The organism is Salmonella sp. SJTUF15591, assembly GCF_043356435.1.
GTDB lineage: Bacteria > Pseudomonadota > Gammaproteobacteria > Enterobacterales > Enterobacteriaceae > Salmonella > Salmonella enterica.
Genome location: NZ_JBEUJO010000015.1, coordinates 27,064 through 49,165 on the forward strand (window position 1 = coordinate 27,064; position 22,102 = coordinate 49,165).

Consider the following 22,102-nt stretch of genomic DNA (forward strand, 5'->3'; position numbering starts at 1 on the left):
CTTATCCGGTCTACGTAATGCATAGCGTCTGTGGGCCGGATAAGGCGTTTCGCCGCCATCCGGCAAAAAGAGAATAAGATAATAAAAAGGCCGATATTCACATCGGCTTTTTTTATAAGATAATTCCGCTTGTCCGTCTTTATCCCCACAATTTTATATTGAGCTTAATCCTAAAATAAGCAATAACCAGAAAATCACTCTGCGTTATTTTCAGATTATACGGATGCCGATGTCTTTTAGTTTAATTTTAACTTATTGATTTTATTTGCTTGTTAATTAAATAATGTAGGCGTTACTTCTTTAAAGTTTAATTATCCTAAAACCTCGCTGTTATTTCTCCCGGACATAATCCGCCTGCTTTGGTTGTGTATACTCGGTAGCGCCCGAAATTCTTTTGGGTAAATCTCCATTCATTCAATGAAGGGAAATTATGATGAAAAAAGTACTGTATGGCATTTTTGCCATAACCGCGCTTGCGGCGACATCTGTCTCGGCAGCCCCCGTTCAGGTGGGTGAAGCGGCAGGGTCGGCAGCGACGTCGGTATCGGCGGGAAGTTCCTCCGCCACCAGCGTTAGCACCGTAAGTTCGGCGGTGGGCGTCGCGTTAGCGGCAACCGGCGGCGGCGATGGTTCCAATACCGGAACCACGACCACCACGACCACCAGTACCCAGTAGTATCGGTACGTTTAACCATAACCACACTCCGGTGTGGTTATTTTGCCCCTCTGGAGAAGCGTCGTGAAGCGACTCGCACTTATCCTGATTTGCCTGCTATTACAGGCGTGTTCGGCCACCACTAAAGGCCTGGGCGATTCACTGTGGGACAGTTTGTTCGGTACGCCAGGCGTACAGCTAACGGATGACAATATTCAAAACATGCCTTATGCCAGCCAGTACATGCAGCTTAACGGCGGTCCTCAACTGTTTGTGGTGCTCGCTTTCTCGGAAAACGGGCAGCAGAAATGGGTGACGCAGGATGGCGCGACGATCGTGACGCAGCATGGCCGTCTGGTCAAAACTCTGCTCAGCGGCGACAACCTGATCGATGTGAATAATCTGGCGGCCGACCCGCTGGCGAAACCAGGACAGATTATCGATGGTGCGACCTGGACTCGCACCCTGGGCTGGACCGAACATCGCCAGGTGCGTTACGCCACCGCCCGTTCCGTTTTTACATGGCGAGGGACCGATAGCGTTAGCGTCGGCAGTGAAGAGACCGCCGTGCGGGTGCTGGATGAAGAAGTGACGACCGATCAAACGCGCTGGCGTAATCGCTACTGGATTGATAGCGAAGGCCAAATTCGCCAGACGGAACAGTATCTGGGCGCGAATTACTTTCCGGTGAAAACCACGCTGATTAAGGCGGCAAAATCATGATGAAAAGGACGATAAGCACGCTGGCGCTGGCCTTTATCGCGTCATCCGCCTTTGCCAGCGGCACTGTTACCGTTTTTACCCAAGGTAATAGCGAGCCTAAAACGCTGACAGACGCTGAGCGTCTGCTCGATTTAGTCGGACAGCCGCGCCTGGCAACGAGTTGGTGGCCTGCGGCGGTGATAGGCGAAGAACAGGCGACCGTGACGGCGCGTCAACAGCAGCAGGAACTTCTCGGGCGACTGGCGGCGCTCAGCGCTGAGGAAGATGGCGATGCGGCGGCGGCAATAAACACACTACGCCGACAGATTCAGGCGGTGAAGGTGACGGGCAGACAATTCGTGAATCTTGATCCTGACGTGGTGCGGGTGAGCGAACGAGGTAACCCGCCGCTGCAAGGTCACTACACGCTCTGGGTCGGGCCGCAACCCACGCAGGTGACGCTCTTTGGCTTGATTAGCCAGCCGGGCAGCCAGCCGTTCGTCCCTGGGCGGGACGTCGCCAGTTATCTCGAGGGTCAGCGCTTACTCAGCGGCGCGGATCGTAGCTATGCCTGGGTGGTTTACCCTGATGGACGCAGCCAAAAAGCGCCGGTGGCTTACTGGAATAAACGTCATATCGAGCCGATGCCCGGCAGCATTATTTTTGTCGGTTTTGCCGATTCCCTTTGGCGCGGCACGCCGGAGGCGATAAATGCCGACATTCTTCATACCCTGACGCAGCGGATACCGGAATAATGAAAAAAACACATCTGCTCAGCGTGCTGGCGCTGGGTATTAGCGCGGCCTGCCATGCCGAAACATATCCAGCCCCTGTCGGGCCTTCACAATCTGACTTTGGCGGCGTGGGCCTGCTGCAAACGCCGACAGCGCGTATGGCGCGTGAAGGGGAGATGAGCCTGAACTATCGCGATAACGATCAGTACCGCTACTACTCGGCTTCGGTTCAGCTTTTCCCGTGGCTGGAAACCACGTTGCGCTATACCGATGTCCGTACGAAAAAGTACAGCAGCGTGGAATCATTCTCCGGCGACCAGACTTACAAAGATAAAGCGTTTGATGTGAAACTGCGGTTGTGGGAAGAGAGTTACTGGATGCCGCAGGTGGCGGTTGGCGCGCGCGATATCGGCGGGACGGGGCTGTTTGATGCGGAATATATTGTAGCGAGTAAGGCCTGGGGGCCATTTGATTTTTCATTAGGTCTCGGCTGGGGCTATCTTGGCACCAGCGGCAATGTGTCTAATCCTTTCTGTTCGTATAGTGGTAAATTCTGTTCGCGTGATAACAGCTATAAAGAGGCAGGTTCCGTCGACGGTAGCGATATGTTTCACGGCCCGGCCTCGCTGTTTGGCGGCGTGGAATACCAGACCCCGTGGCAACCGCTACGCCTGAAGCTGGAGTATGAAGGCAATAACTATCAGCAGGATTTTGCGGGTAAACTGGAACAGAAGAGCAAGTTTAACGTCGGCGCCATTTACCGCGTCACCGATTGGGCCGACGTTAACCTCAGCTACGAGCGCGGCAACACCTTTATGTTTGGCGTCACGCTGCGCACCAATTTCAACGATTTACGTCCCGCGTATCATGACAATTCACGCCCGCAATACCGACCACAGCCGCAGGATGCCATCCTGCAACATTCGGTAGTGGCTAATCAATTAACGTTATTGAAATATAATGCCGGTCTGGCGGACCCGAAAATCCAGGTCAAAGGCGATACGCTGTACGTTACCGGTGAACAGGTGAAGTACCGCGACTCCCGTGAAGGGATCGTGCGCGCTAACCGGATCGTCATGAACGATCTGCCGGAGGGGATCCGCACGATCCGCGTGACGGAAAACCGCCTTAATCTGCCGCAGGTCACCACTGAAACCGATGTCGCCAGCCTGAAACGCCATCTGGAAGGCGAACCGCTGGGACATGAAACTCCGCTGGCGCAAAAACGCGTGGAGCCGATCGTGCCAGAGAGTACTGAACAGGGTTGGTATATCGACAAGTCGCGCGTTGATTTTCATCTTGATCCCGTGCTGAATCAGTCGGTAGGCGGCCCGGAAAACTTCTATATGTATCAGTTGGGCGTAATGGGAACTGCGGATCTGTGGGTCACGGATCATCTGCTCACCACGGGCAGCGTGTTTGCCAATATCGCCAACAACTACGACAAATTTAACTACACCAATCCGCCGAAGGATTCGCATCTGCCGCGGGTGCGTACGCATGTCCGTGAGTATGTGCAGAATGATGTTTATGTGAATAACCTACAGGCCAACTACTTCCAGTATTTTGGCAATGGTTTCTATGGGCAGGTCTATGGCGGTTATCTGGAGACCATGTTTGGCGGTGCCGGGGCGGAAGTCCTGTATCGCCCGGTAGACAGCAATTGGGCGTTTGGCCTGGATGCCAACTACGTGAAACAGCGTGACTGGCGTAGCGCGCAGGATATGATGAAGTTTACCGATTACAGCGTGAAGACCGGACATTTGACCGCATACTGGACGCCGTCGTTCGCCCAGGATGTGCTGGTGAAAGCCAGCGTAGGTCAGTATCTGGCGGGCGATAAAGGCGGTACGCTGGAGATCGCCAAACGCTTCGATAGCGGCGTCGTTGTCGGCGGTTACGCGACGATTACCGATGCGTCGCCGGATGAATATGGGGAAGGGGATTTTACCAAAGGCGTATATGTTTCCGTGCCGCTGGATCTCTTCTCGTCCGGCCCAACCCGAAGTCGTGCGGCAATTGGCTGGACGCCGCTGACGCGTGACGGTGGTCAACAGCTTGGCCGTAAGTTTGGCCTGTATGATATGACCAGTGACAGGAGCGTAAATTTCCGTTAATACTCAGGCCGGATAAGGCGTTTACGGCGCTATCCGGCAAATTATCTTATTGAACAAAATATAAACATAAATAAAAAATATAGATGCCCGTCACATTTGTGCGTTATACAGAAACCTCGCCGCAGAGAAAGAGGGGGCTGTTATGATGCCATTATCGCGCTCACGTCTTGAGTTTATCGCCACGATTTTACAAAACGTACTAAATTTGGGGCTGCTTACCCTCGGTCTGATCCTGGTCGTTTTTCTCGGTAAAGAGACGGTTCATCTGGCGGATGCATTATTCGTGCCTGAGCAAGCCAGCAAATATGAACTGGTGGAAGGGCTGGTGATCTACTTTCTTTATTTCGAATTTATTGCGCTGATTGTGAAGTACTTTAAGTCTGGCCTTCACTTTCCGCTGCGCTATTTCGTGTACATTGGGATCACGGCGATTGTGCGTCTGATCATTGTCGATCATAAAACGCCAATGGATGTATTACTCTATTCGGCGGCGATCCTCCTGTTGGTTATCACGTTGTGGTTATGTAATTCGAACCGACTACGGCGAGAATAGGCGTCGCCACACCGTAACGGACGTATGGCGTGGCAATAAATTAGCCGCTGTCTATAACGCATAAAAAAAGCGCTCCGAAGAGCGCCAAAATACGACCATAAGTGGGGATAACATAAGTTGAGGGCAGTGGCATTGCCCGTTGCCGGGCAGGTACTTCGATAAAACTTAACCTTTCACACCCCCTGCCGTCAGGCCATTGACCAGCCAACGTTGCGCCAACAGGAACACCAGGGTGATAGGAATAGCGGAAAGAACGGCGGCGGCGGCAAAGTCGCCCCACAAATAGTTTTGCGGGTTGAGATATTGCTGCATACCCACGGCCAGCGTATAGCTGTCCACATCGCGCAGTAACAACGAGGCGACCGGAACTTCGGTAATCGCCGCGATGAACGACAGAATAAACACCACCGCCAGAATCGGTACGGAAAGCGGCAGCAGCACCAGGCGAAACGCCTGCCACGGGGTTGCGCCATCCAGCGCGGCGGCCTCTTCCAGCGAGCTGTCGATAGTTTCGAAGTAGCCTTTAATCGTCCAGACATGCAGCGCGATGCCGCCAAGATAGGCGAAGATCACGCCGCCATGCGTATTCAGACCGATAAATGGAATGTATTGTCCCAGGCGGTCAAATAACGCATACAGCGCCACCAGAGACAAAACCGCCGGAAACATCTGGAAAATCAGCATCCCTTTAAGCAGTGTTGCTTTACCTGGAAAACGCATTCGTGCAAAAGCGTAGGCGCAGGTGGTGGAGAGCGCCACGATGCCGATGGCGGTAATACCGGCGATTTTCACCGAGTTCCACAGCCACAGCAGGACCGGGAAGGGAGGCGGTGTTACCCGACCATCCGCATGTTCCACGCTGAAACCCAGCGCCAGCCGCCAGTGTTCCCAGGAGATTTTGTCCGGGATCAGGCTTCCGGTGGCGAAGTTCCCTTCACGTAGCGAGATAGCGATGACCATCAGCAGCGGGAACATAATCGCTGCGATGAAAATCAGCAGCCCCAGGTGCGTGATGAAGAGACGCAGTTTCTGAGATTTGGGTTGGACCATAGCCATTGTTATTATCTCCCTTAATCAAACTTCATACGCGTGGCTTTCAGGTTCACTATTGCCAGCGCGCCTACCAGCAGGAAGATCAGCGTGGCAATGGCCGCCGCCAGACCGAAGTCCTGACCGCCGCCGCCTTCAAAGGCGATACGGTAGGTGTAGCTGACGAGCAAATCGGTATAACCGGCAGGCGTGGTGGTGCCGAGACGGTCTGGCCCGCCGTTGGTCAATAACTGAATCAGGACAAAGTTATTAAAGTTAAAGGCGAAGCTGGCGATCATCAGCGGCGTTAGCGGCTTAATCAGCAGCGGTAAGGTGATCTTAAAGAAATTCTGAAATGGACCGGCGCCGTCCATTGCGGAGGCTTCGTACAGGTCATCCGGAATCGCTTTCAGCAGTCCCATGCACAGGATCATCATGTAGGGATAGCCCAGCCAGGTATTCACGATAATCACCATTGCCCGCGCGGTGTTGGGGTCGCTGAACCAGGCAGGTTTAATGCCAAACAGCGCGCTCAGCATCATATTGATTTCGCCAAAGCTTTGGTTGAATAACCCTTTGAAAATCAAAATTGAAATAAACGACGGTACGGCGTAGGGCAGAATCAGCAGGACGCGGTAGATAGCTTTACCTTTCAGCGCTTCCCACTGTACGAGGCAGGCCAATACCATCCCAACCGCCACAGTTAACACCACAGTGAGGACCGAAAAGACCACGGTCCAGACGAAGATAGCGAAAAAAGGCTTCTGGATCCCTTCGTCGGTAAAGACGCGCGTAAAGTTTTTCGCGCCGATAGTAACGGTATAACCAGGACTGAGTTTTTCATCACCCCAGCTTCCGTCGGCGTTGATCGACTGATAATAACCGCTATCGTTATTTGGCCGGTATTTTACGCCGCTCTGGTTATTGGTAAGCAGGCCGTCATCAGCCAGTGTGTACAGCGGACGGGTACCGGAAAACTGACGCAGCGAGCTCATAATCACTTTACTTTCATCCGGCAGGACGGCGGTTATCTGGTTCAACGCCAGACGGTTCTGGGTGATTATCCGCAGATTGGCGCGTTCGCCGCCCGGTAGGGCATCGGTCTCTTTCAGCTGTAATTTTTGTTCGCCGCCGAAGGAAAATGCGTCAGACAGGTAATGTTTGCCCGTTTCTCCGTCGGTGAGGGCCAGTTGCCACTCGTCGCCGCTCGGGTAAAGACCGAAGTTATAGGTTTTTCCTGCCTGATAAGAACGGTCCATCAGCACTTGCTGGGCGCGTTCAAAGGTGAGCTGGTTGGTGCTGCTGTAGTTAGTAAAGGCGATAGCGATGGTGCACACCAGCGGGAATAGCACAAACAGCCCCATGCCGGCGAGGCCAGGGTAAACGTAGCGCCAGGCGTAGGTTTTACGATTTGCAAAAATATACAGGCCAGCAGAGCTTAAAATCAGCGTCATGATGGCGAACAGATACTCCCCTTGTACGTACATTAAAACTACAAGGTAACCCACCAGCAGGCCCAGCAGACCAATTACTGACCATTTAAGCTGGTCGCTTTGCCACCAGTGTTTCTTTTTAATGACATCCATGGGGGTTTTCCTCTACAGCGTTGAAACTTCCTGGCCGGAGATGTGCCTGATGGCGCTGCGCTTATCAGGCCTACGGTGTGTTGTAGGCCGGATAAGGCATTTATGCCGCCATCCGGCACAGGCTCACGGCATTACTTAGTGATACGGCTTTGTGCATCTTTCAGCGCGGCATCCACGGTTTGACGGCCGCTGGCGGCGTTGATCACAGCCGTACGTACCGCATACCAGAAGGCGGACATCTGCGGAATATTCGGCATGATCTCGCCTTTCTGGGCGTTATCCATGGTGGCGGCGATACGGGGGTCTTTCGCTAACTGCTCCTGGAAAGATTTCAGCGCCACGGCGCCCAGCGGTTTATCTTTGTTCACCGCTGCCAGACCCTGATCGGTCAGCAGGTAGTTTTCGAGGAACTCTTTCGCCAGCTCCTTGTTCGGGCTGGCAGCGTTAATCCCCGCGCTCAGCACGCCGACGAACGGTTTCGAGGGTTTACCTTTGAAGGTCGGCAGCAGGGTGACACCGTAGTTGACTTTGCTCTTGTCGATGTTCGACCATGCCCACGGACCGTTGATGGTCATTGCCGTTTCGCCTTTATTGAAGGCCGCTTCGGCGATGGAGTAATCGGTATCGGCGCTCATATTTTTGTTCTTGATCATATCGATCAGGAAAGTCAGGCCCGCTTTCGCGCCGGCGTTGTCGACGCCAACGTCTTTCACGTCATACTTGCCGTTTTCAAATTTGAACGCGTAACCGCCGTCAGCAGCGATCAAAGGCCAGGTGAAATACGGCTCTTGCAGGTTGAACATTATCGCCGACTTCCCTTTCGCTTTTAGTTCTTTATCCAGCGCCGGGATCTCTTCCCAGGTTTTCGGCGGGTTCGGGACGAGGTCTTTGTTATAAATCAGGGAGAGGGCTTCAACGGCGATGGGGTAGGCGATCAGCTTGCCGTTATAGCGTACCGCATCCCAGGTGAACGGATAGAGTTTGTCCTGAAACGCTTTATCCGGAGTAACCTCCGCCAGCAGACCAGACTGCGCGTAGCCGCCAAAACGGTCGTGCGCCCAGAAGATAATGTCAGGGCCGTCGCCGGTGGCTGCCACCTGCGGGAATTTCTCTTCCAGCTTATCCGGGTGCTCAACGGTCACTTTAATGCCGGTGTCTTGCTCAAATTTTTTACCGACCTCGGCCAGACCGTTATAGCCCTTGTCGCCGTTGATCCAGATAACCAGTTTACCTTCTTCAATTTTGGCGAGAGCCGGGGCGGAAATCATCATCGTCGTAAGTGCGGATAATGCGAGGATGCCTACGCCAGTTTTAATCTTCATATCTCCCATCCTTTTTGGTGATGTACACAGAGGTGGTTTAACGGTCTCTAGTTTCTTTATACGACAACCTCTTTCCATCCTCCCTACCCCTACGCCCCACCCCGGCTTTATGTGATCTGTGTTGCATAAATGTGAGTAATGCGTGCTGGCGCACACAAAAACACGCCGATTTTTGCGGGCGGCATCACGAAATTCCTTTTCTGTCCGCGCCCGTGGTCTCAGGCGCTGTGTCCTCATCCTCCCGCCTCCTCCCCCATAAAAAAGCCGGGGGGTGGAGGATTTACCCCAGTCAGGGATCGCGCATAGTCAGGCCATCATGAATGTTGCTGTCAATGACAGGTTGTAACGAAGGGAGAAAGGCATGGCGAGCGTACAGCTACGAAATGTAACGAAAGCCTGGGGTGACGTGGTGGTATCGAAAGATATTAACCTCGATATCCATGACGGGGAGTTCGTGGTGTTTGTCGGACCGTCAGGCTGTGGTAAATCGACCTTGCTGCGTATGATCGCCGGGCTTGAAACCATCACCAGTGGCGACCTGTTTATCGGGGAAACCCGTATGAATGATATCCCGCCTGCCGAGCGCGGCGTGGGCATGGTATTCCAGTCTTATGCGCTCTATCCCCATCTCTCCGTTGCAGAAAACATGTCTTTCGGCCTCAAGCTGGCGGGCGCCAAAAAAGAGGTAATGAATCAACGCGTCAACCAGGTGGCGGAAGTGCTGCAACTGGCGCATCTGCTGGAACGTAAGCCAAAAGCGCTTTCCGGCGGGCAGCGTCAGCGCGTAGCGATTGGCCGCACGCTGGTGGCGGAGCCGCGTGTGTTTTTGCTGGATGAACCGCTCTCTAACCTGGACGCCGCGCTGCGCGTGCAGATGCGTATTGAAATTTCTCGCCTGCATAAACGTCTGGGCCGCACGATGATTTACGTCACCCACGATCAGGTCGAAGCGATGACCCTGGCCGACAAAATCGTGGTGCTGGACGCCGGTCGCGTCGCTCAGGTCGGTAAGCCGCTGGAGCTGTACCACTATCCGGCGGACCGCTTTGTCGCGGGCTTCATCGGCTCGCCGAAGATGAACTTCCTGCCGGTGAAAGTGACCGCCACCGCGATTGAACAAGTCCAGGTCGAACTGCCGAATCGCCAGCAAATCTGGCTGCCGGTCGAAAGTCGCGGCGTGCAGGTCGGCGCCAATATGTCTTTAGGCATTCGGCCGGAACACCTGCTGCCGAGCGATATCGCCGATGTCACCCTGGAAGGCGAAGTCCAGGTGGTCGAGCAGTTAGGGCACGAAACACAAATTCATATCCAGATCCCCGCCATCCGTCAAAACCTGGTTTATCGCCAGAATGACGTGGTGTTGGTAGAAGAGGGCGCCACATTCGCTATCGGCCTGCCGCCAGAGCGCTGTCATCTGTTCCGCGAGGATGGCAGCGCATGTCGTCGTCTGCATCAAGAGCCGGGTGTTTAAGGCCTCCATAAAAAAACGAAACGCAAAACCATTCGCAGTTTTAGAAGGTGGCAGCGTTTAAAGAAAAGCAATGATCTCAGGAGATAGAATGATGATTACTCTGCGCAAACTCCCACTGGCGGTTGCTGTCGCAGCGGGCGTAATGTCCGCTCAGGCAATGGCTGTCGATTTCCACGGTTACGCCCGTTCCGGTATTGGCTGGACGGGAAGCGGCGGCGAACAACAGTGTTTCCAGGCAACGGGGGCCCAAAGTAAATACCGTCTTGGTAACGAATGTGAAACCTATGCGGAACTGAAACTGGGCCAGGAAGTGTGGAAAGAGGGCGATAAGAGCTTCTATTTCGACACCAACGTCGCCTATTCGGTTAACCAGCAGAACGACTGGGAATCGACCGATCCCGCCTTCCGCGAAGCGAACGTGCAGGGTAAAAACCTGATTGAATGGCTGCCGGGCTCTACCATCTGGGCCGGTAAGCGCTTCTATCAGCGTCATGACGTACACATGATCGACTTCTACTACTGGGATATTTCAGGTCCTGGCGCAGGTATCGAAAATATCGATCTGGGCTTCGGTAAGCTTTCGCTGGCGGCGACCCGGTCTACTGAAGCGGGCGGCTCTTACACCTTCAGCAGCCAGAATATTTATGATGAAGTAAAAGATACCGCTAACGACGTCTTTGACGTACGTCTGGCTGGTCTGCAAACGAACCCGGACGGCGTACTGGAGCTGGGCGTTGATTACGGCCGCGCCAATACGACCGATGGTTATAAGCTGGCTGATGGGGCATCGAAAGACGGCTGGATGTTCACCGCCGAACACACGCAAAGCATGTTGAAAGGCTATAACAAGTTTGTCGTGCAATATGCCACCGATGCCATGACCACGCAGGGTAAAGGCCAGGCGCGCGGTTCCGACGGTTCTTCATCTTTCACTGAAGAATTGCCTGATGGAACCAAAATTAATTATGCCAATAAGGTCATCAATAATAATGGCAATATGTGGCGTATTTTGGATCATGGCGCCATCTCGCTTGGTGATAAATGGGATTTGATGTACGTCGGTATGTACCAGAATATCGATTGGGATAATAACCTGGGTACTGAGTGGTGGACCGTGGGCGTACGTCCAATGTACAAGTGGACGCCAATCATGAGTACCCTGCTGGAAGTCGGCTACGACAACGTGAAATCTCAGCAGACCGGCGATCGTAACAATCAATATAAAATCACCCTGGCGCAACAGTGGCAGGCGGGCGACAGCATCTGGTCGCGTCCGGCTATCCGTATTTTCGCTACCTACGCGAAATGGGATGAGAAATGGGGCTATATCAAAGACGGCGATAACATTTCCCGTTATGCCGCAGCGACTAACTCCGGCATTTCCACCAACAGCCGTGGCGATAGCGATGAGTGGACCTTCGGCGCCCAGATGGAAATCTGGTGGTAATACGATGGTCATCTGACGTAACGAGGGGCGCAAGCCCCTCTGAAACATCAGGTCTGATGATGCTTGTAAGCCGAATAAGGCGCCAGCCGCCATTCGGCGATATGTTTGGGTTGGCGCGCTATTGCCTGGCTACCGCTGAACCCGCCTTATTGAGGTGAGAATAATGAAAATGAAGAAAAGTCTCGTCGCCCTCTGTTTAACCGCAGGGCTGTTCGCCAGCGTGCCGGGTATCAGCCTGGCGGAAGTGAACTATGTACCGCAAAATACCAGCGCCGCGCCCGCTATTCCTGCTGCTGCGCTACAGCAATTAACCTGGACGCCTGTAGATCAGTCAAAAACGCAGTCTACCCAACTGGCGACGGGCGGCCAGCGCCTTGACGTCGCCGGCATTACCGGCCCGGTCGCCGCTTATAGCGTTCCGGCGAATATCGGCGAGCTGACATTAACTCTGACCAGCGAGGTCAATAAGCAAGCCAGCGTTTTTGCGCCAAACGTGTTGATTCTTGACCAAAATATGACGCCTTCGGCGTTCTTCCCCAGCAGTTACTTTACTTATCAGCAGCCGGGCGTCATGAGCGCAGACCGGCTGGAAGGCGTGATGCGCCTGACGCCTGCGTTGGGGCAGCAGAAACTCTATGTTCTGGTGTTTACGACCGAAAAAGATCTTCAGCAAACCACTACGCTGCTCGATCCGGCAAAAGCCTATGCCAAAGGCGTCGGTAACTCTATCCCGGATATTCCCGATCCAGTTGCTCGCCATACCACTGACGGCGTGGTGAAACTGAAGGTAAAAACCAACAGCAGCTCCAGCGTATTGGTCGGGCCGTTGTTTGGCTCGTCCGGTACCGGGCCGGTAACGGTAGGCAATACCGCAGCGCCGGTCGCGGCGCCAGCGCCAGTCGCGCCGAAGAAAAGCGAACCGATGTTGAACGATACGGAAAGCTACTTTAATAAAGCGATTAAGGATGCCGTAGCGAAAGGCGACGTCGATAAAGCGCTGAAACTGCTTGATGAGGCCGAACGTCTGGGATCGACATCTGCCCGTTCCACCTTTATCAGCAGTGTAAAAGGCAAGGGGTAATTGTTTCCCCACAGTGCTGATTTTGCAGCAACTGGTGCGTCTCCTGGCGCACCTTTTTTTGTCATTTCATGCGAATTGTTATTTTTTTGTTGCGCAACAGATCACTTAATTGTGATTGCGCCCCCCGTAATGTCTTTTCTGAGATACAATGACTTTAGGTTATGAATCGGAGAGTAAGGCATGTCACACCCTGCGTTAACGCAACTGCGTGCGCTGCGCTATTTTGATGCGATTCCTGCGCTTGAACCCCATTTGCTGGACTGGCTGTTGCTGGAAGATTCTATGACTAAACGTTTTGAGCAGCAGGGAAAGCGGGTAAGCGTGACGCTGATTCGGGAAGCGTTTGTCGGCCAAAGTGAGGTCGAGGAAGCATCAGGTTTACTGCCATCCGAATCCCGCTACTGGTTACGTGAGATACTGCTTTGCGCTGACGGCGAGCCCTGGCTTGCCGGACGTACCGTGGTACCGGAATCCACGCTGTGCGGACCTGAACAGGTCTTACAACATCTGGGTAAAACCCCGCTTGGACGTTATCTATTTACATCATCGACACTGACCCGCGATTTTATTGAAATTGGACGCGATGCAACGCTGTGGGGGCGCCGCTCTCGACTGCGGTTGAGCGGAAAACCGCTGTTGCTTACCGAGCTTTTTTTACCTGCATCGCCGCTGTACTGAGAGGAAGATAAAGATGGAGTGGAGTCTGACGCAGAGTAAGCTGCTGGCGTTTCACCGTTTGATGCGTACAGATAAGCCTATTGGCGCGTTGCTGCTGCTCTGGCCGACGCTTTGGGCGCTATGGGTGGCGACGCCGGGTATGCCTCAGCTGTGGATTTTGGCGGTTTTTGTCGCTGGCGTGTGGTTAATGCGCGCGGCGGGCTGCGTGGTGAATGATTACGCCGATCGTAAATTTGACGGACATGTAAAACGTACGGTCAACCGGCCTTTACCCAGCGGCGCCGTGACAGAGAAAGAAGCGCGCAACCTGTTTGTGGTGCTGGTGCTGCTGGCGTTTCTGTTGGTGCTGACGCTGAACGCCATGACGATTCTGCTTTCCGTGGCGGCGCTGGCGTTGGCCTGGGTTTATCCCTTTATGAAACGCTACACCCACCTGCCGCAGGTCGTGCTGGGGGCCGCTTTCGGCTGGTCAATCCCCATGGCGTTCGCCGCGGTGAGCGAATCCCTGCCGTTGAGCTGCTGGCTGATGTTCCTCGCCAATATTCTCTGGGCAGTGGCTTACGATACGCAATATGCGATGGTCGACAGAGATGATGATATCAAGATAGGCATTAAATCGACGGCGATCCTGTTTGGTCGTTATGACACATTGATTATCGGGATTCTGCAGCTTGGCGTCATGGCGTTAATGGCGCTGATCGGCTGGTTGAATGGTCTGGGATGGGGATATTACTGGGCTGTGCTGGTGGCGGGCGCGCTGTTTGTCTACCAGCAAAAACTGATTGCGAACCGTGAACGTGAAGCCTGCTTTAAAGCCTTTATGAACAATAACTACGTTGGCCTGGTGCTATTTTTAGGGCTGGCGATGAGTTACTGGCACTTCTGATGTCATGCCGGGCGAACCCGGCCTGCAAAGCCAAAATTTTCAATACGTCATATCAGTTGCCCGATAAGCTTACGCCATCGGGCATTTCAGGCACTGGCTTACTCGCCCTGCGTCGCGCTTTCAATCGTCAGACGGACATCAGAGGTAATCAGATCGGCAAGCATCTGATATATCTTCATCGTTTCTGCCGGTTCGGCATCGCCCGTATCGCTGATATAACCCTCATCCCGTAGCGTCAACACGAGTGAACTGAACACCGCTTTGTCGAAAAACTCCGGCGCGTTAATACCGTGCAGGACAGACAGACGTTGCGCCACGGTACGGCTTTCTTTCTCCAGCGTACTGCGGTTGATGGACGGATTGGCGCTCAACAGCCAGAACGTAATGGCATAACGCTGTAGCGTTTCGCGCGCGCCTGCCGCCAGCAGCTGCAGCGTACGGGAATGCGTCGGGTTGATATGCAGTTCATCATCCTGCAGGGTAATTAGCCCCTGACGCTGCATTTCACTGGCCAGCGCGTCAATGACCGAGGCTAACTCCTCGCGCTCCCAGCGCAGGAACAGCTCCGCTTTTAACATCGGATAGAGCGCTTCAACATGCTGCTGCAACGCATCACGCGAAATGCGACGATGCTGGGTGATAATCGCCGCCATCAGCGAAGGCATAATCAACATATGCGCGATATTGTTACGATAGTAGGTCATCAACACCGCCTGCTCGCGCGGCAGAATGATGATATCGCCAATGGTGTCTTTCTCGACCTCAAACTTATTCATCTGCAGCGCGTGAGCGATGAGCTCGCCAGCGCTGGCGGCAGGAACGGTTGAGTCTGTGGAATAAGGGACATTGCGCATCAGATCGAGATAGCAATCAAGCTGCTCGGTGAGCTGCTCGCGGGTGAGCGAGCGCTGACGCGACGCTAACAGCGCGGTACAACACAGGTTCATCGCGTTTGCCGCGCCAGCGTTGTTAATACGCACCATCAGATCGGCGGCGATACTATTTACCGTCGGCGTCAGCCAGGCTGGGCGTATGGCCTCTATAGGGTCGATAGATTCGCGCCACTCCGGCACATGCTGGTTCAGGTACGTCATGAGCGGCATCGGTTCGCCAAAGTTAACGTAGCCCTGACCCAGATTGCGCAGCTTGCTCAAGCCTTTCAGCATCTGCGGCAGGCTCTCTTTCTCTTTTGTCGCGCCGCGCAGTTCTTTCGCATAGGTGCCCACTTCCATGACGTGCTCATAGCCGATGTAAATAGGCACTAACGTAATTGGACGGGTACCGCCGCGCAGCATCGCCTGGATAGTCATCGACAGGGTGCCGGTTTTCGGGTCTAACAAACGTCCGGTACGCGAACGTCCTCCTTCGACAAAATACTCAACCGAGTAACCGCGGCTGAACAGCTCGCCCAGGTATTCGCGAAAGACGGTGGAATAGAGTTTATTCCCCTTAAAGGTGCGACGAATAAAGAACGCGCCCAGACGACGGAAAATCGGGCCAGCGGGCCAGAAATTAAGGTTAATACCGGCGGCAATGTGCGGCGGAACCAGCCCCTGATGGTACAGCACATAAGAAAGGAGCAAATAGTCCATATGGCTGCGGTGACAGGGCACATAGACGATTTCATGCCCGTCGTGCGCCAGTTGGCGTACGCGCTCGGCGTTATGCACGTTAATCCCCTGGTACAGTCGGTTCCAGGTAAACCCCAAAATCCTGTCGGTCAAACGAATCATCTCGTAAGAGAAGTTCGCCGCGATCTCTTCCATCAGCGCAATGGCGTTTTGCTGCGCTTTTTCATGAGAGATTTTTTTACTGCGCGCTTCGTCTTCTACCGCGCGGGCGATCGCTTTCGAGGCCAGCAGTTTGTTAAACAGATCCTGACGGGCGGGCAGGCGTGGGCCAACCGCCGCCAGGCGCTGGCGAGCAAAGTGCATACGCGCCACGCGAGCCAGCTTCTGCGCGATGATTTTATCGGTGCCGTGTTCATCAGCCATGCGACGCAATGAGACGGACGGCGAGAATCGGACAAAGCTATCGCGACCCAGCCAGGAGATGGCAAAGAATTTCTGTACACCGTTCAGCATACGTAAAGGCGGGTTATCTTCTCCCTTTTCACGACCCGGCGCGCGGCCAAACATCACGGAAACGGGCACCATCTGCACGTCCAAAGCCGGATTACTCCGATGCAGATCGAGATAATCGTGAAAAAGTTTCACCGACTCTTCTTTTGGCGTGTAATAGGTAAAGACACGCGGTCCGCCGTGAATAAATACATAGCGTGGCAGCAGCGCGCCGTCGATCTCCAGCGGCTCCAGCGGATCCGGGAGATCGTGCGCCAGACATTGAGCCCGCAGCGTCAGTAAGTCCGCTTTTGAGTTGTATGGCAAGACATACATAATGGGGCGAGAAGTATCGAGCCCCAATTCCTGGGCGGGTTCCGCCGGAATAGACTTGCTTTTTACCAGTATGCTTAATGGTAAATTCAGTAATTTGTAGTAAATTCGTGGCCAGCCGGACATAAACGATGTAAAGCCTCTGGTTAATAATGCAAATGCGGTGCAAGGATATCAGAAAGTTTAGCGAATTTCTGTTGTATCCCGTCATACTTCGCGCTGCGTTACAGCAGTCCGAATCGTGCAGGGCAACCGTATAATGTCATTGACGTTAATAATGTAAAAAGGTTCTTTTGATGGCCAATAATACCACTGGATTCACCAGAATTATCAAAGCGGCAGGATATTCCTGGAAAGGATTTCGCGCCGCATGGACTCACGAAGCGGCGTTTCGCCAGGAAAGCCTCGCGGTATTGCTGGGCGTCATCATCGCCTGCTGGCTGGATGTGGATGCGATTACCCGTGTATTATTGATAGGTTCCGTTTTACTTATCATGATTGTTGAAATCCTCAACAGCGCTATTGAAGCGGTCGTGGACCGCATCGGTTCTGAATACCATGAGCTTTCCGGCCGTGCGAAAGATATGGGATCGGCTGCGGTGCTACTGTCTATTTTCGTTGCCCTGATGACCTGGGGCATCCTGTTATGGTCACATTTTCGATAAAGGTTCCAAATTTTATAAATCTCTTGTTTTTTGCGCCGTTTGTGGTTCCAAAATCACCTTTAACTGTATATACTCACAGCATGACTGTATATACACCCAGGGGGCGGAATGAAAGCGTTAACGGCCAGGCAACAAGAGGTGTTTGATCTCATCCGGGATCACATCAGCCAGACAGGTATGCCACCGACGCGTGCGGAAATCGCGCAGCGTTTGGGGTTCCGTTCCCCAAACGCGGCGGAAGAACACCTTAAAGCGCTGGCGCGCAAAGGGGTGCTTGAAATCGTTTCCGGCGCATCGCGAGGTATCCGTCTGTTACAGGAAGAAGAGGACGGATTACCACTTGTCGGGCGTGTCGCGGCGGGTGAACCGCTTCTGGCGCAGCAGCATATTGAAGGCCATTACCAGGTCGATCCTTCACTGTTCAAACCCAGCGCCGATTTCCTGCTGCGCGTGAGCGGTATGTCGATGAAAGACATCGGTATTATGGATGGGGATTTGCTGGCGGTACATAAAACGCAGGACGTCCGTAATGGCCAGGTGGTTGTCGCTCGCATTGACGATGAAGTGACAGTAAAACGCCTGAAAAAGCAGGGCAATAAAGTGGAGCTGCTGCCGGAAAACAGCGAGTTTACACCGATAGTGGTGGATCTGCGCGAACAAAGCTTTACGATTGAAGGGCTGGCGGTAGGCGTCATTCGCAACGGGGAATGGTTGTAATCTCTTTTTAATCTCCTTGTAAGCCGTCATCCGGCAATCGTGCAGCCTGATGGCGCTGCGCTTATCAGGCCTACGGGAATGCAGTTCCTGAGATGATTAATTTGTAGGCCGGATAAGGCGTTACGTCGCCATCCGGCAATGCGCTCGTTTCGTTTAACTCCTTGTCAGGCTTTTCTCCATGCCGCTTTTTACCTCCTCTGATAAAGCTCTCTGGCGTCTCGCGCTGCCGATGATTTTTTCTAACATCACCGTCCCCTTACTGGGGCTGGTCGATACGGCGGTGATTGGTCATCTGGACAGCCCTGTTTTCCTGGGCGGCGTGGCGGTGGGCGCGACTGCCACCAGCTTTCTTTTCATGCTGCTGCTATTTCTACGTATGAGCACCACTGGACTAACGGCGCAGGCATTTGGCGCCAAAAATCCGCAGGCGTTAGCCCGGGCGCTCATTCAACCGTTATTGCTGGCACTGGGCGCTGGCGTGATGATTGTGCTATTTCGCACGCCGCTTATCGAGCTGGCTTTACATATTGTCGGCGGGAACGACGCTGTCCTGGTGCAGGCGAGACGCTTCCTTGAAATTCGTTGGCTAAGCGCTCCCGCGTCACTGGCGAATCTGGTACTGCTCGGTTGGCTGTTAGGCGTTCAGTATGCGCGGGCGCCGGTTATCTTGTTGGTCGTGGGCAATATTCTCAACATCGCGCTCGACCTGTGGCTGGTGATGGGACTTCATATGAACGTGCAGGGCGCCGCCCTGGCGACGGTCATCGCAGAATATGCCACGTTACTGATCGGCCTCATGATGGTACGTAAAGTTCTCCATCTCCGCGGTGTGTCGCTGGATATGCTAAAACAGGCCTGGCGCGGCAACGTGCGCCGCCTTTTGGCGCTCAATCGCGATATCATGCTGCGCTCATTGCTCCTTCAGCTTTGTTTTGGCGCAATCACGGTGTCAGGCGCGCGGCTGGGCAGCGATATTATCGCGGTAAATGCAGTCCTGATGACCTTACTCACCTTTACGGCCTATGCGCTGGACGGTTTTGCTTATGCGGTGGAGGCGCACTCCGGTCAGGCTTACGGCGCGCGTGACGGTAGCAAGCTACTGGACGTCTGGCGAGCAGCGTGTCGTCAGTCAGGGATTGTGGCCTTATTGTTTTCCACAGTCTATGCCCTGGCAGGCGAACATATTGTCGCGTTACTGACCTCATTGCCGCAAATACAGCTACTGGCGGATCGGTATCTTATCTGGCAGGTGGTATTACCGCTGGTGGGCGTATGGTGCTATCTGCTCGACGGTATGTTTATTGGCGCGACGCGCGCCGCCGAAATGCGCAATAGCATGGCAGTCGCCGCGGGAGGATTCGCGCTGACGCTCTTCGCCCTGCCGGTATTAGGAAATCATGGTTTATGGCTGGCATTAACCGTGTTCCTGGCGCTTCGCGGTCTGTCGTTGAGCCTTATCTGGCGTCGTCACTGGCGCGAGGGTACATGGTTTGCCAGATCGTGACGGTTAAAAATTCTGAATATAAAACCGAAGGCCGAATTCCTGCCTACAATTATTATCACGTCCAGCAGAAATTGCAGTGCATTTGGGCGAATAACACCTGCTATTCCTAACCGAATGATGAGGACAAGATGATGAATAAAGACGAAGCCGGCGGTAACTGGAAACAGTTTAAAGGTAAAATGAAAGAACAATGGGGCAAACTGACCGATGACGATATGACCGTTATCGAAGGTAAACGCGACCAACTGGTAGGTAAAATCCAGGAGCGTTACGGTTACCAGAAAGATCAGGCGGAAAAAGAGGTTGTTGACTGGGAAACCCGTAACAACTATCGCTGGTAATATGTTTTCCCCTACCAGGAGTACATGGATGTGCTTCCCACTGTTTGCTTATGAATGCGGGCGTGCCCCTCTCTACTGCCGCCCGTTTTTCCGTTCAGGCTAACGCGGTTTTTTCTTCACCAGCACCGAGTGATCGTGACCACAGTCGCCCGGATGGCGACACGCTTCCACTTCTACGCACGCAGGGCACAGACCGTGCGCCTCAATAACGTTATGTCGTAGCGCAAAGCCCATTTTAGCCGCCAGCGTATGCATGATGTCTTCCACGCCCTCGGCACACTCTTCCTTCACCACGCCGCAACGATCGCAGATAAACATGGCCGAGCTGTGCGTCGGCTGATCGAACAGGTGGCAAACCACATAACTATTGGTGGATTCCACTTTATGGACAAAACCCTGTTCGAGCAAAAAATCCAGCGCGCGGTAGATGGTGGGCGGTTTGGCCTGTGGTTCCGTTTCGCGCAGCAAATCGAGCAAATCGTATGCGCTGATGGCACCCTGTTGCAGACTCATCAGGCGCAGCACTTCGAGGCGCTGAGGCGTCAGGCGCACGTTGCGCTGCGCGCAGAGTTTTTCAGCTTGCGCCAGTAACTCTTGCGTTGTGGTCTTTTCCATGTAGCACCTCGAATGGCATGAAAGTCTAATCCGTTACTTTACCACGAGCTGCTTAAAACTCTGAAATTACCCCGCGACAATATATCGCCTGCTAAGCTTTTCCGCGCCAGTATTCTCATCTATACCTAATGAGGGTCGATATTATAACAACAGGATTTAACATCACTATTTCACAGCAATAGTTCGCCTCTGTCCGGTAAAGCGTGGCGGAGGGATTACTTCACCTGATAATAAGATGGGCTAACTGTGAACAAAAACGTCAAACTTTCACTGATTGCTATCGCGGTCTCGCTTTTTATGGCAAAGCAGGCGAGCGCCGCCAATACCTGGACGGAAGCGCGTAATGACGCAATGGGCGGGACGGGCGTCGCGTCCGCGAATTATGGCAGCGGAGTACTATTAAATCCGGCGTTACTGGCAAAAGCCAAACCGGAAGACAATATCACTGTTGTCCTTCCTGCGGTCGGCGTCCAGATTACGGATAAAGACAATCTCCAGGATGAAATTGACGATATCAGCGATAAAGTGGATTACTACGATGAGGTCGTCGATAACCTTACGCTGGGGCAAATTCTGCTCAATCCGCGAGGCGTGCTGAATCAATTTCAGGGCGCCGCGCGCGACCTGGCCGATGAGCTGGAATATCTCAACGGAAAAACCGCCCGCGCCAATGCCGGCGCCGGGTTGGCGGTAAGTATTCCAGGGCAAACGCTTTCCGTGGCGTTTATCGCCAAAGGTTATGCGCATGGGCGCGTGAGTTCGTCCATTGATCAGAACGATATTCAGTATCTGCGCGATATCCAGCATGATGAACGTGTTGCGCTTCGTGAAGCAGGACGCGCTGCTTTGCTGGGGTCTGACGAAATTACAAAGCATTTAAACTCTACCGCGTCGGGGCGGGTAGCGATTGTGTCTGACTACGGTATTGCGCTGGCGAAGCAGTTTGTGGTGGGCGAGGTGCCTGTTTCCATTGGCGTTACGCCAAAACTGCAAAAAACCTGGCTCTATAACTACACCACCTCAATTTATAACTACGACAGTAGCGACTGGAATAGCAGCCGTTATCGCAATGACGATACGGGTTTTAACATTGATGCGGGGCTTGCTGCCGATATCGGTGAAAACTGGACGTTGGGGCTGAGCGGGCAAAATCTGGTATCTCGCGATATCGATACGAAAGATATTTACATCACTAATGGTATGACGGGAGAAACCACCAACTACAAAGATACATACCAAATCCGCCCCCTGGTTACCGCGGGCATCGCATGGCATAACGATTTGCTGACCGTAAGCGCCGATGGCGATCTGACGGAAACGAAAGGCTTTAAGAGCGAAGACAATTCACAGTACGTGGGTGTCGGCGCTGAAGTTCGACCGTTGTCATGGCTGGCGGTGCGCGCAGGGTATCGTGCGGATGTGAAAAATAACGATAGCAATGTGGTTACTGGCGGTCTTGGCTTTGCGCCCTTTAACCGTGTGCATTTCGATTTAATGGGACTGTACGGCGAAGATGAAACCTGGGGGGCAGGCGCGCAGCTTACAATGACATTCTGAGGTGCTTTCACCGGAGGCGCTACGCCTCCGGTTTAGCGTTATGCTATAG

General features: G+C 53.5%; 21 protein-coding genes and 1 pseudogene. 17 read left to right on the forward strand and 5 right to left on the reverse strand.

The window, feature by feature from the left end:
* Window positions 1–433: 433 nt before the first annotated feature.
* From yjbE to psiE, 5 genes are all read left to right on the forward strand, one after another.
* The gene (gene yjbE / locus ABVM99_RS22565) at window positions 434–676 is read left to right on the forward strand and encodes an exopolysaccharide production protein YjbE (protein WP_001541297.1); all 243 of its coding nucleotides are present in this window, start codon (window positions 434–436) and stop codon (window positions 674–676) included.
* 63 nt (window positions 677–739) lie between these two features.
* Window positions 740–1,378, forward strand: coding sequence for a YjbF family lipoprotein (locus ABVM99_RS22570; protein ID WP_023195262.1), 639 nt, complete (start codon window positions 740–742; stop codon window positions 1,376–1,378).
* Complete coding sequence (locus ABVM99_RS22575; RefSeq protein ID WP_023195263.1) at window positions 1,375–2,112, forward strand: capsule biosynthesis GfcC family protein; 738 nt, start codon at window positions 1,375–1,377, stop codon at window positions 2,110–2,112. The genes ABVM99_RS22570 and ABVM99_RS22575 overlap by 4 nt, the downstream gene beginning before the upstream one ends.
* Window positions 2,112–4,208, forward strand: a complete 2,097-nt coding sequence (locus ABVM99_RS22580) for a YjbH domain-containing protein (RefSeq protein ID WP_023195264.1) — start codon at window positions 2,112–2,114, stop codon at window positions 4,206–4,208. The genes ABVM99_RS22575 and ABVM99_RS22580 overlap by 1 nt, the downstream gene beginning before the upstream one ends.
* 142 nt (window positions 4,209–4,350) lie before the next feature.
* A complete protein-coding gene (gene psiE / locus ABVM99_RS22585) occupies window positions 4,351–4,761 on the forward strand; it encodes a phosphate-starvation-inducible protein PsiE (protein WP_000982752.1) in 411 nt (136 codons plus the stop codon).
* Window positions 4,762–4,926: 165 nt separating this feature from the next.
* Here psiE and malG read toward each other — a convergent pair whose 3' ends face one another.
* A complete protein-coding gene (gene malG, locus ABVM99_RS22590) occupies window positions 4,927–5,817 on the reverse strand; it encodes a maltose ABC transporter permease MalG (protein ID WP_001252081.1) in 891 nt (296 codons plus the stop codon).
* 14 nt (window positions 5,818–5,831) lie between these two features.
* Window positions 5,832–7,376 carry a maltose ABC transporter permease MalF gene (gene malF, locus ABVM99_RS22595; RefSeq protein WP_000382570.1) on the reverse strand — a complete coding sequence of 515 codons (1,545 nt, stop codon included), beginning with the start codon at window positions 7,374–7,376 and terminating at the stop codon, window positions 5,832–5,834.
* 42 nt (window positions 7,377–7,418) lie between these two features.
* Between malF and ABVM99_RS22600 the strand changes: the two are divergent.
* A pseudogene (locus ABVM99_RS22600) lies at window positions 7,419–7,559 on the forward strand (hypothetical protein); the annotation flags it as partial.
* On the opposite strand, the gene malE reads toward ABVM99_RS22600, so the two are convergent.
* The gene (malE, locus tag ABVM99_RS22605; protein ID WP_001651229.1) at window positions 7,508–8,698 is read right to left on the reverse strand and encodes a maltose/maltodextrin ABC transporter substrate-binding protein MalE; all 1,191 of its coding nucleotides are present in this window, start codon (window positions 8,696–8,698) and stop codon (window positions 7,508–7,510) included. The pseudogene ABVM99_RS22600 and the gene malE overlap by 52 nt on opposite strands.
* 361 nt (window positions 8,699–9,059) lie before the next feature.
* Between malE and malK the strand changes: the two genes are divergently transcribed.
* From malK to ubiA, 5 genes are all read left to right on the forward strand, one after another.
* The gene (malK, locus tag ABVM99_RS22610; protein ID WP_000179176.1) at window positions 9,060–10,169 is read left to right on the forward strand and encodes a maltose/maltodextrin ABC transporter ATP-binding protein MalK; all 1,110 of its coding nucleotides are present in this window, start codon (window positions 9,060–9,062) and stop codon (window positions 10,167–10,169) included.
* A gap of 88 nt (window positions 10,170–10,257) precedes the next feature.
* Window positions 10,258–11,616: a maltoporin gene (locus tag ABVM99_RS22615; protein WP_000973644.1), complete on the forward strand. Its 1,359-nt coding sequence runs from the start codon at window positions 10,258–10,260 to the stop codon at window positions 11,614–11,616.
* A gap of 163 nt (window positions 11,617–11,779) precedes the next feature.
* Window positions 11,780–12,697 carry a maltose operon protein MalM gene (malM, locus tag ABVM99_RS22620; protein ID WP_000782497.1) on the forward strand — a complete coding sequence of 306 codons (918 nt, stop codon included), beginning with the start codon at window positions 11,780–11,782 and terminating at the stop codon, window positions 12,695–12,697.
* 180 nt (window positions 12,698–12,877) lie between these two features.
* Window positions 12,878–13,375 (forward strand): chorismate lyase, encoded by a 498-nt coding sequence (gene ubiC / locus ABVM99_RS22625; RefSeq protein ID WP_000019219.1) that lies wholly within the window; start codon window positions 12,878–12,880, stop codon window positions 13,373–13,375.
* Window positions 13,376–13,388: 13 nt separating this feature from the next.
* Complete coding sequence (gene ubiA, locus ABVM99_RS22630; RefSeq protein WP_000455249.1) at window positions 13,389–14,261, forward strand: 4-hydroxybenzoate octaprenyltransferase; 873 nt, start codon at window positions 13,389–13,391, stop codon at window positions 14,259–14,261.
* 98 nt (window positions 14,262–14,359) lie between these two features.
* Here ubiA and plsB read toward each other — a convergent pair whose 3' ends face one another.
* A complete protein-coding gene (gene plsB, locus ABVM99_RS22635) occupies window positions 14,360–16,780 on the reverse strand; it encodes a glycerol-3-phosphate 1-O-acyltransferase PlsB (protein WP_000017360.1) in 2,421 nt (806 codons plus the stop codon).
* A gap of 170 nt (window positions 16,781–16,950) precedes the next feature.
* Between plsB and ABVM99_RS22640 the strand changes: the two genes are divergently transcribed.
* The 5 genes from ABVM99_RS22640 (at window position 16,951) to ABVM99_RS22660 (ending at window position 19,881) form a co-directional block, all read left to right on the forward strand.
* Complete coding sequence (locus ABVM99_RS22640) at window positions 16,951–17,319, forward strand: diacylglycerol kinase (protein WP_000002902.1); 369 nt, start codon at window positions 16,951–16,953, stop codon at window positions 17,317–17,319.
* A 108-nt stretch (window positions 17,320–17,427) separates the two neighbouring features.
* The gene (lexA, locus tag ABVM99_RS22645; protein ID WP_000646079.1) at window positions 17,428–18,036 is read left to right on the forward strand and encodes a transcriptional repressor LexA; all 609 of its coding nucleotides are present in this window, start codon (window positions 17,428–17,430) and stop codon (window positions 18,034–18,036) included.
* 178 nt (window positions 18,037–18,214) lie between these two features.
* Window positions 18,215–19,540: an MATE family efflux transporter DinF gene (gene dinF / locus ABVM99_RS22650; RefSeq protein ID WP_001128113.1), complete on the forward strand. Its 1,326-nt coding sequence runs from the start codon at window positions 18,215–18,217 to the stop codon at window positions 19,538–19,540.
* Window positions 19,537–19,650: a hypothetical protein gene (locus tag ABVM99_RS22655; RefSeq protein ID WP_001575282.1), complete on the forward strand. Its 114-nt coding sequence runs from the start codon at window positions 19,537–19,539 to the stop codon at window positions 19,648–19,650. Before dinF ends, ABVM99_RS22655 begins: the two co-directional genes overlap by 4 nt.
* A 21-nt stretch (window positions 19,651–19,671) precedes the next feature.
* On the forward strand, window positions 19,672–19,881 hold the full coding sequence (locus tag ABVM99_RS22660; protein WP_001030592.1) for a CsbD family protein: 210 nt from the start codon (window positions 19,672–19,674) through the stop codon (window positions 19,879–19,881).
* 99 nt (window positions 19,882–19,980) lie between these two features.
* On the opposite strand, the gene zur is transcribed toward ABVM99_RS22660, so the two are convergent.
* Window positions 19,981–20,496, reverse strand: a complete 516-nt coding sequence (gene zur, locus ABVM99_RS22665; RefSeq protein WP_000416271.1) for a zinc uptake transcriptional repressor Zur — start codon at window positions 20,494–20,496, stop codon at window positions 19,981–19,983.
* 246 nt (window positions 20,497–20,742) lie between these two features.
* Here zur and ABVM99_RS22670 point away from each other — a divergent pair, with 246 nt between their 5' ends.
* Complete coding sequence (locus ABVM99_RS22670; RefSeq protein WP_023195265.1) at window positions 20,743–22,053, forward strand: conjugal transfer protein TraF; 1,311 nt, start codon at window positions 20,743–20,745, stop codon at window positions 22,051–22,053.
* Window positions 22,054–22,102: the final 49 nt, after the last annotated feature.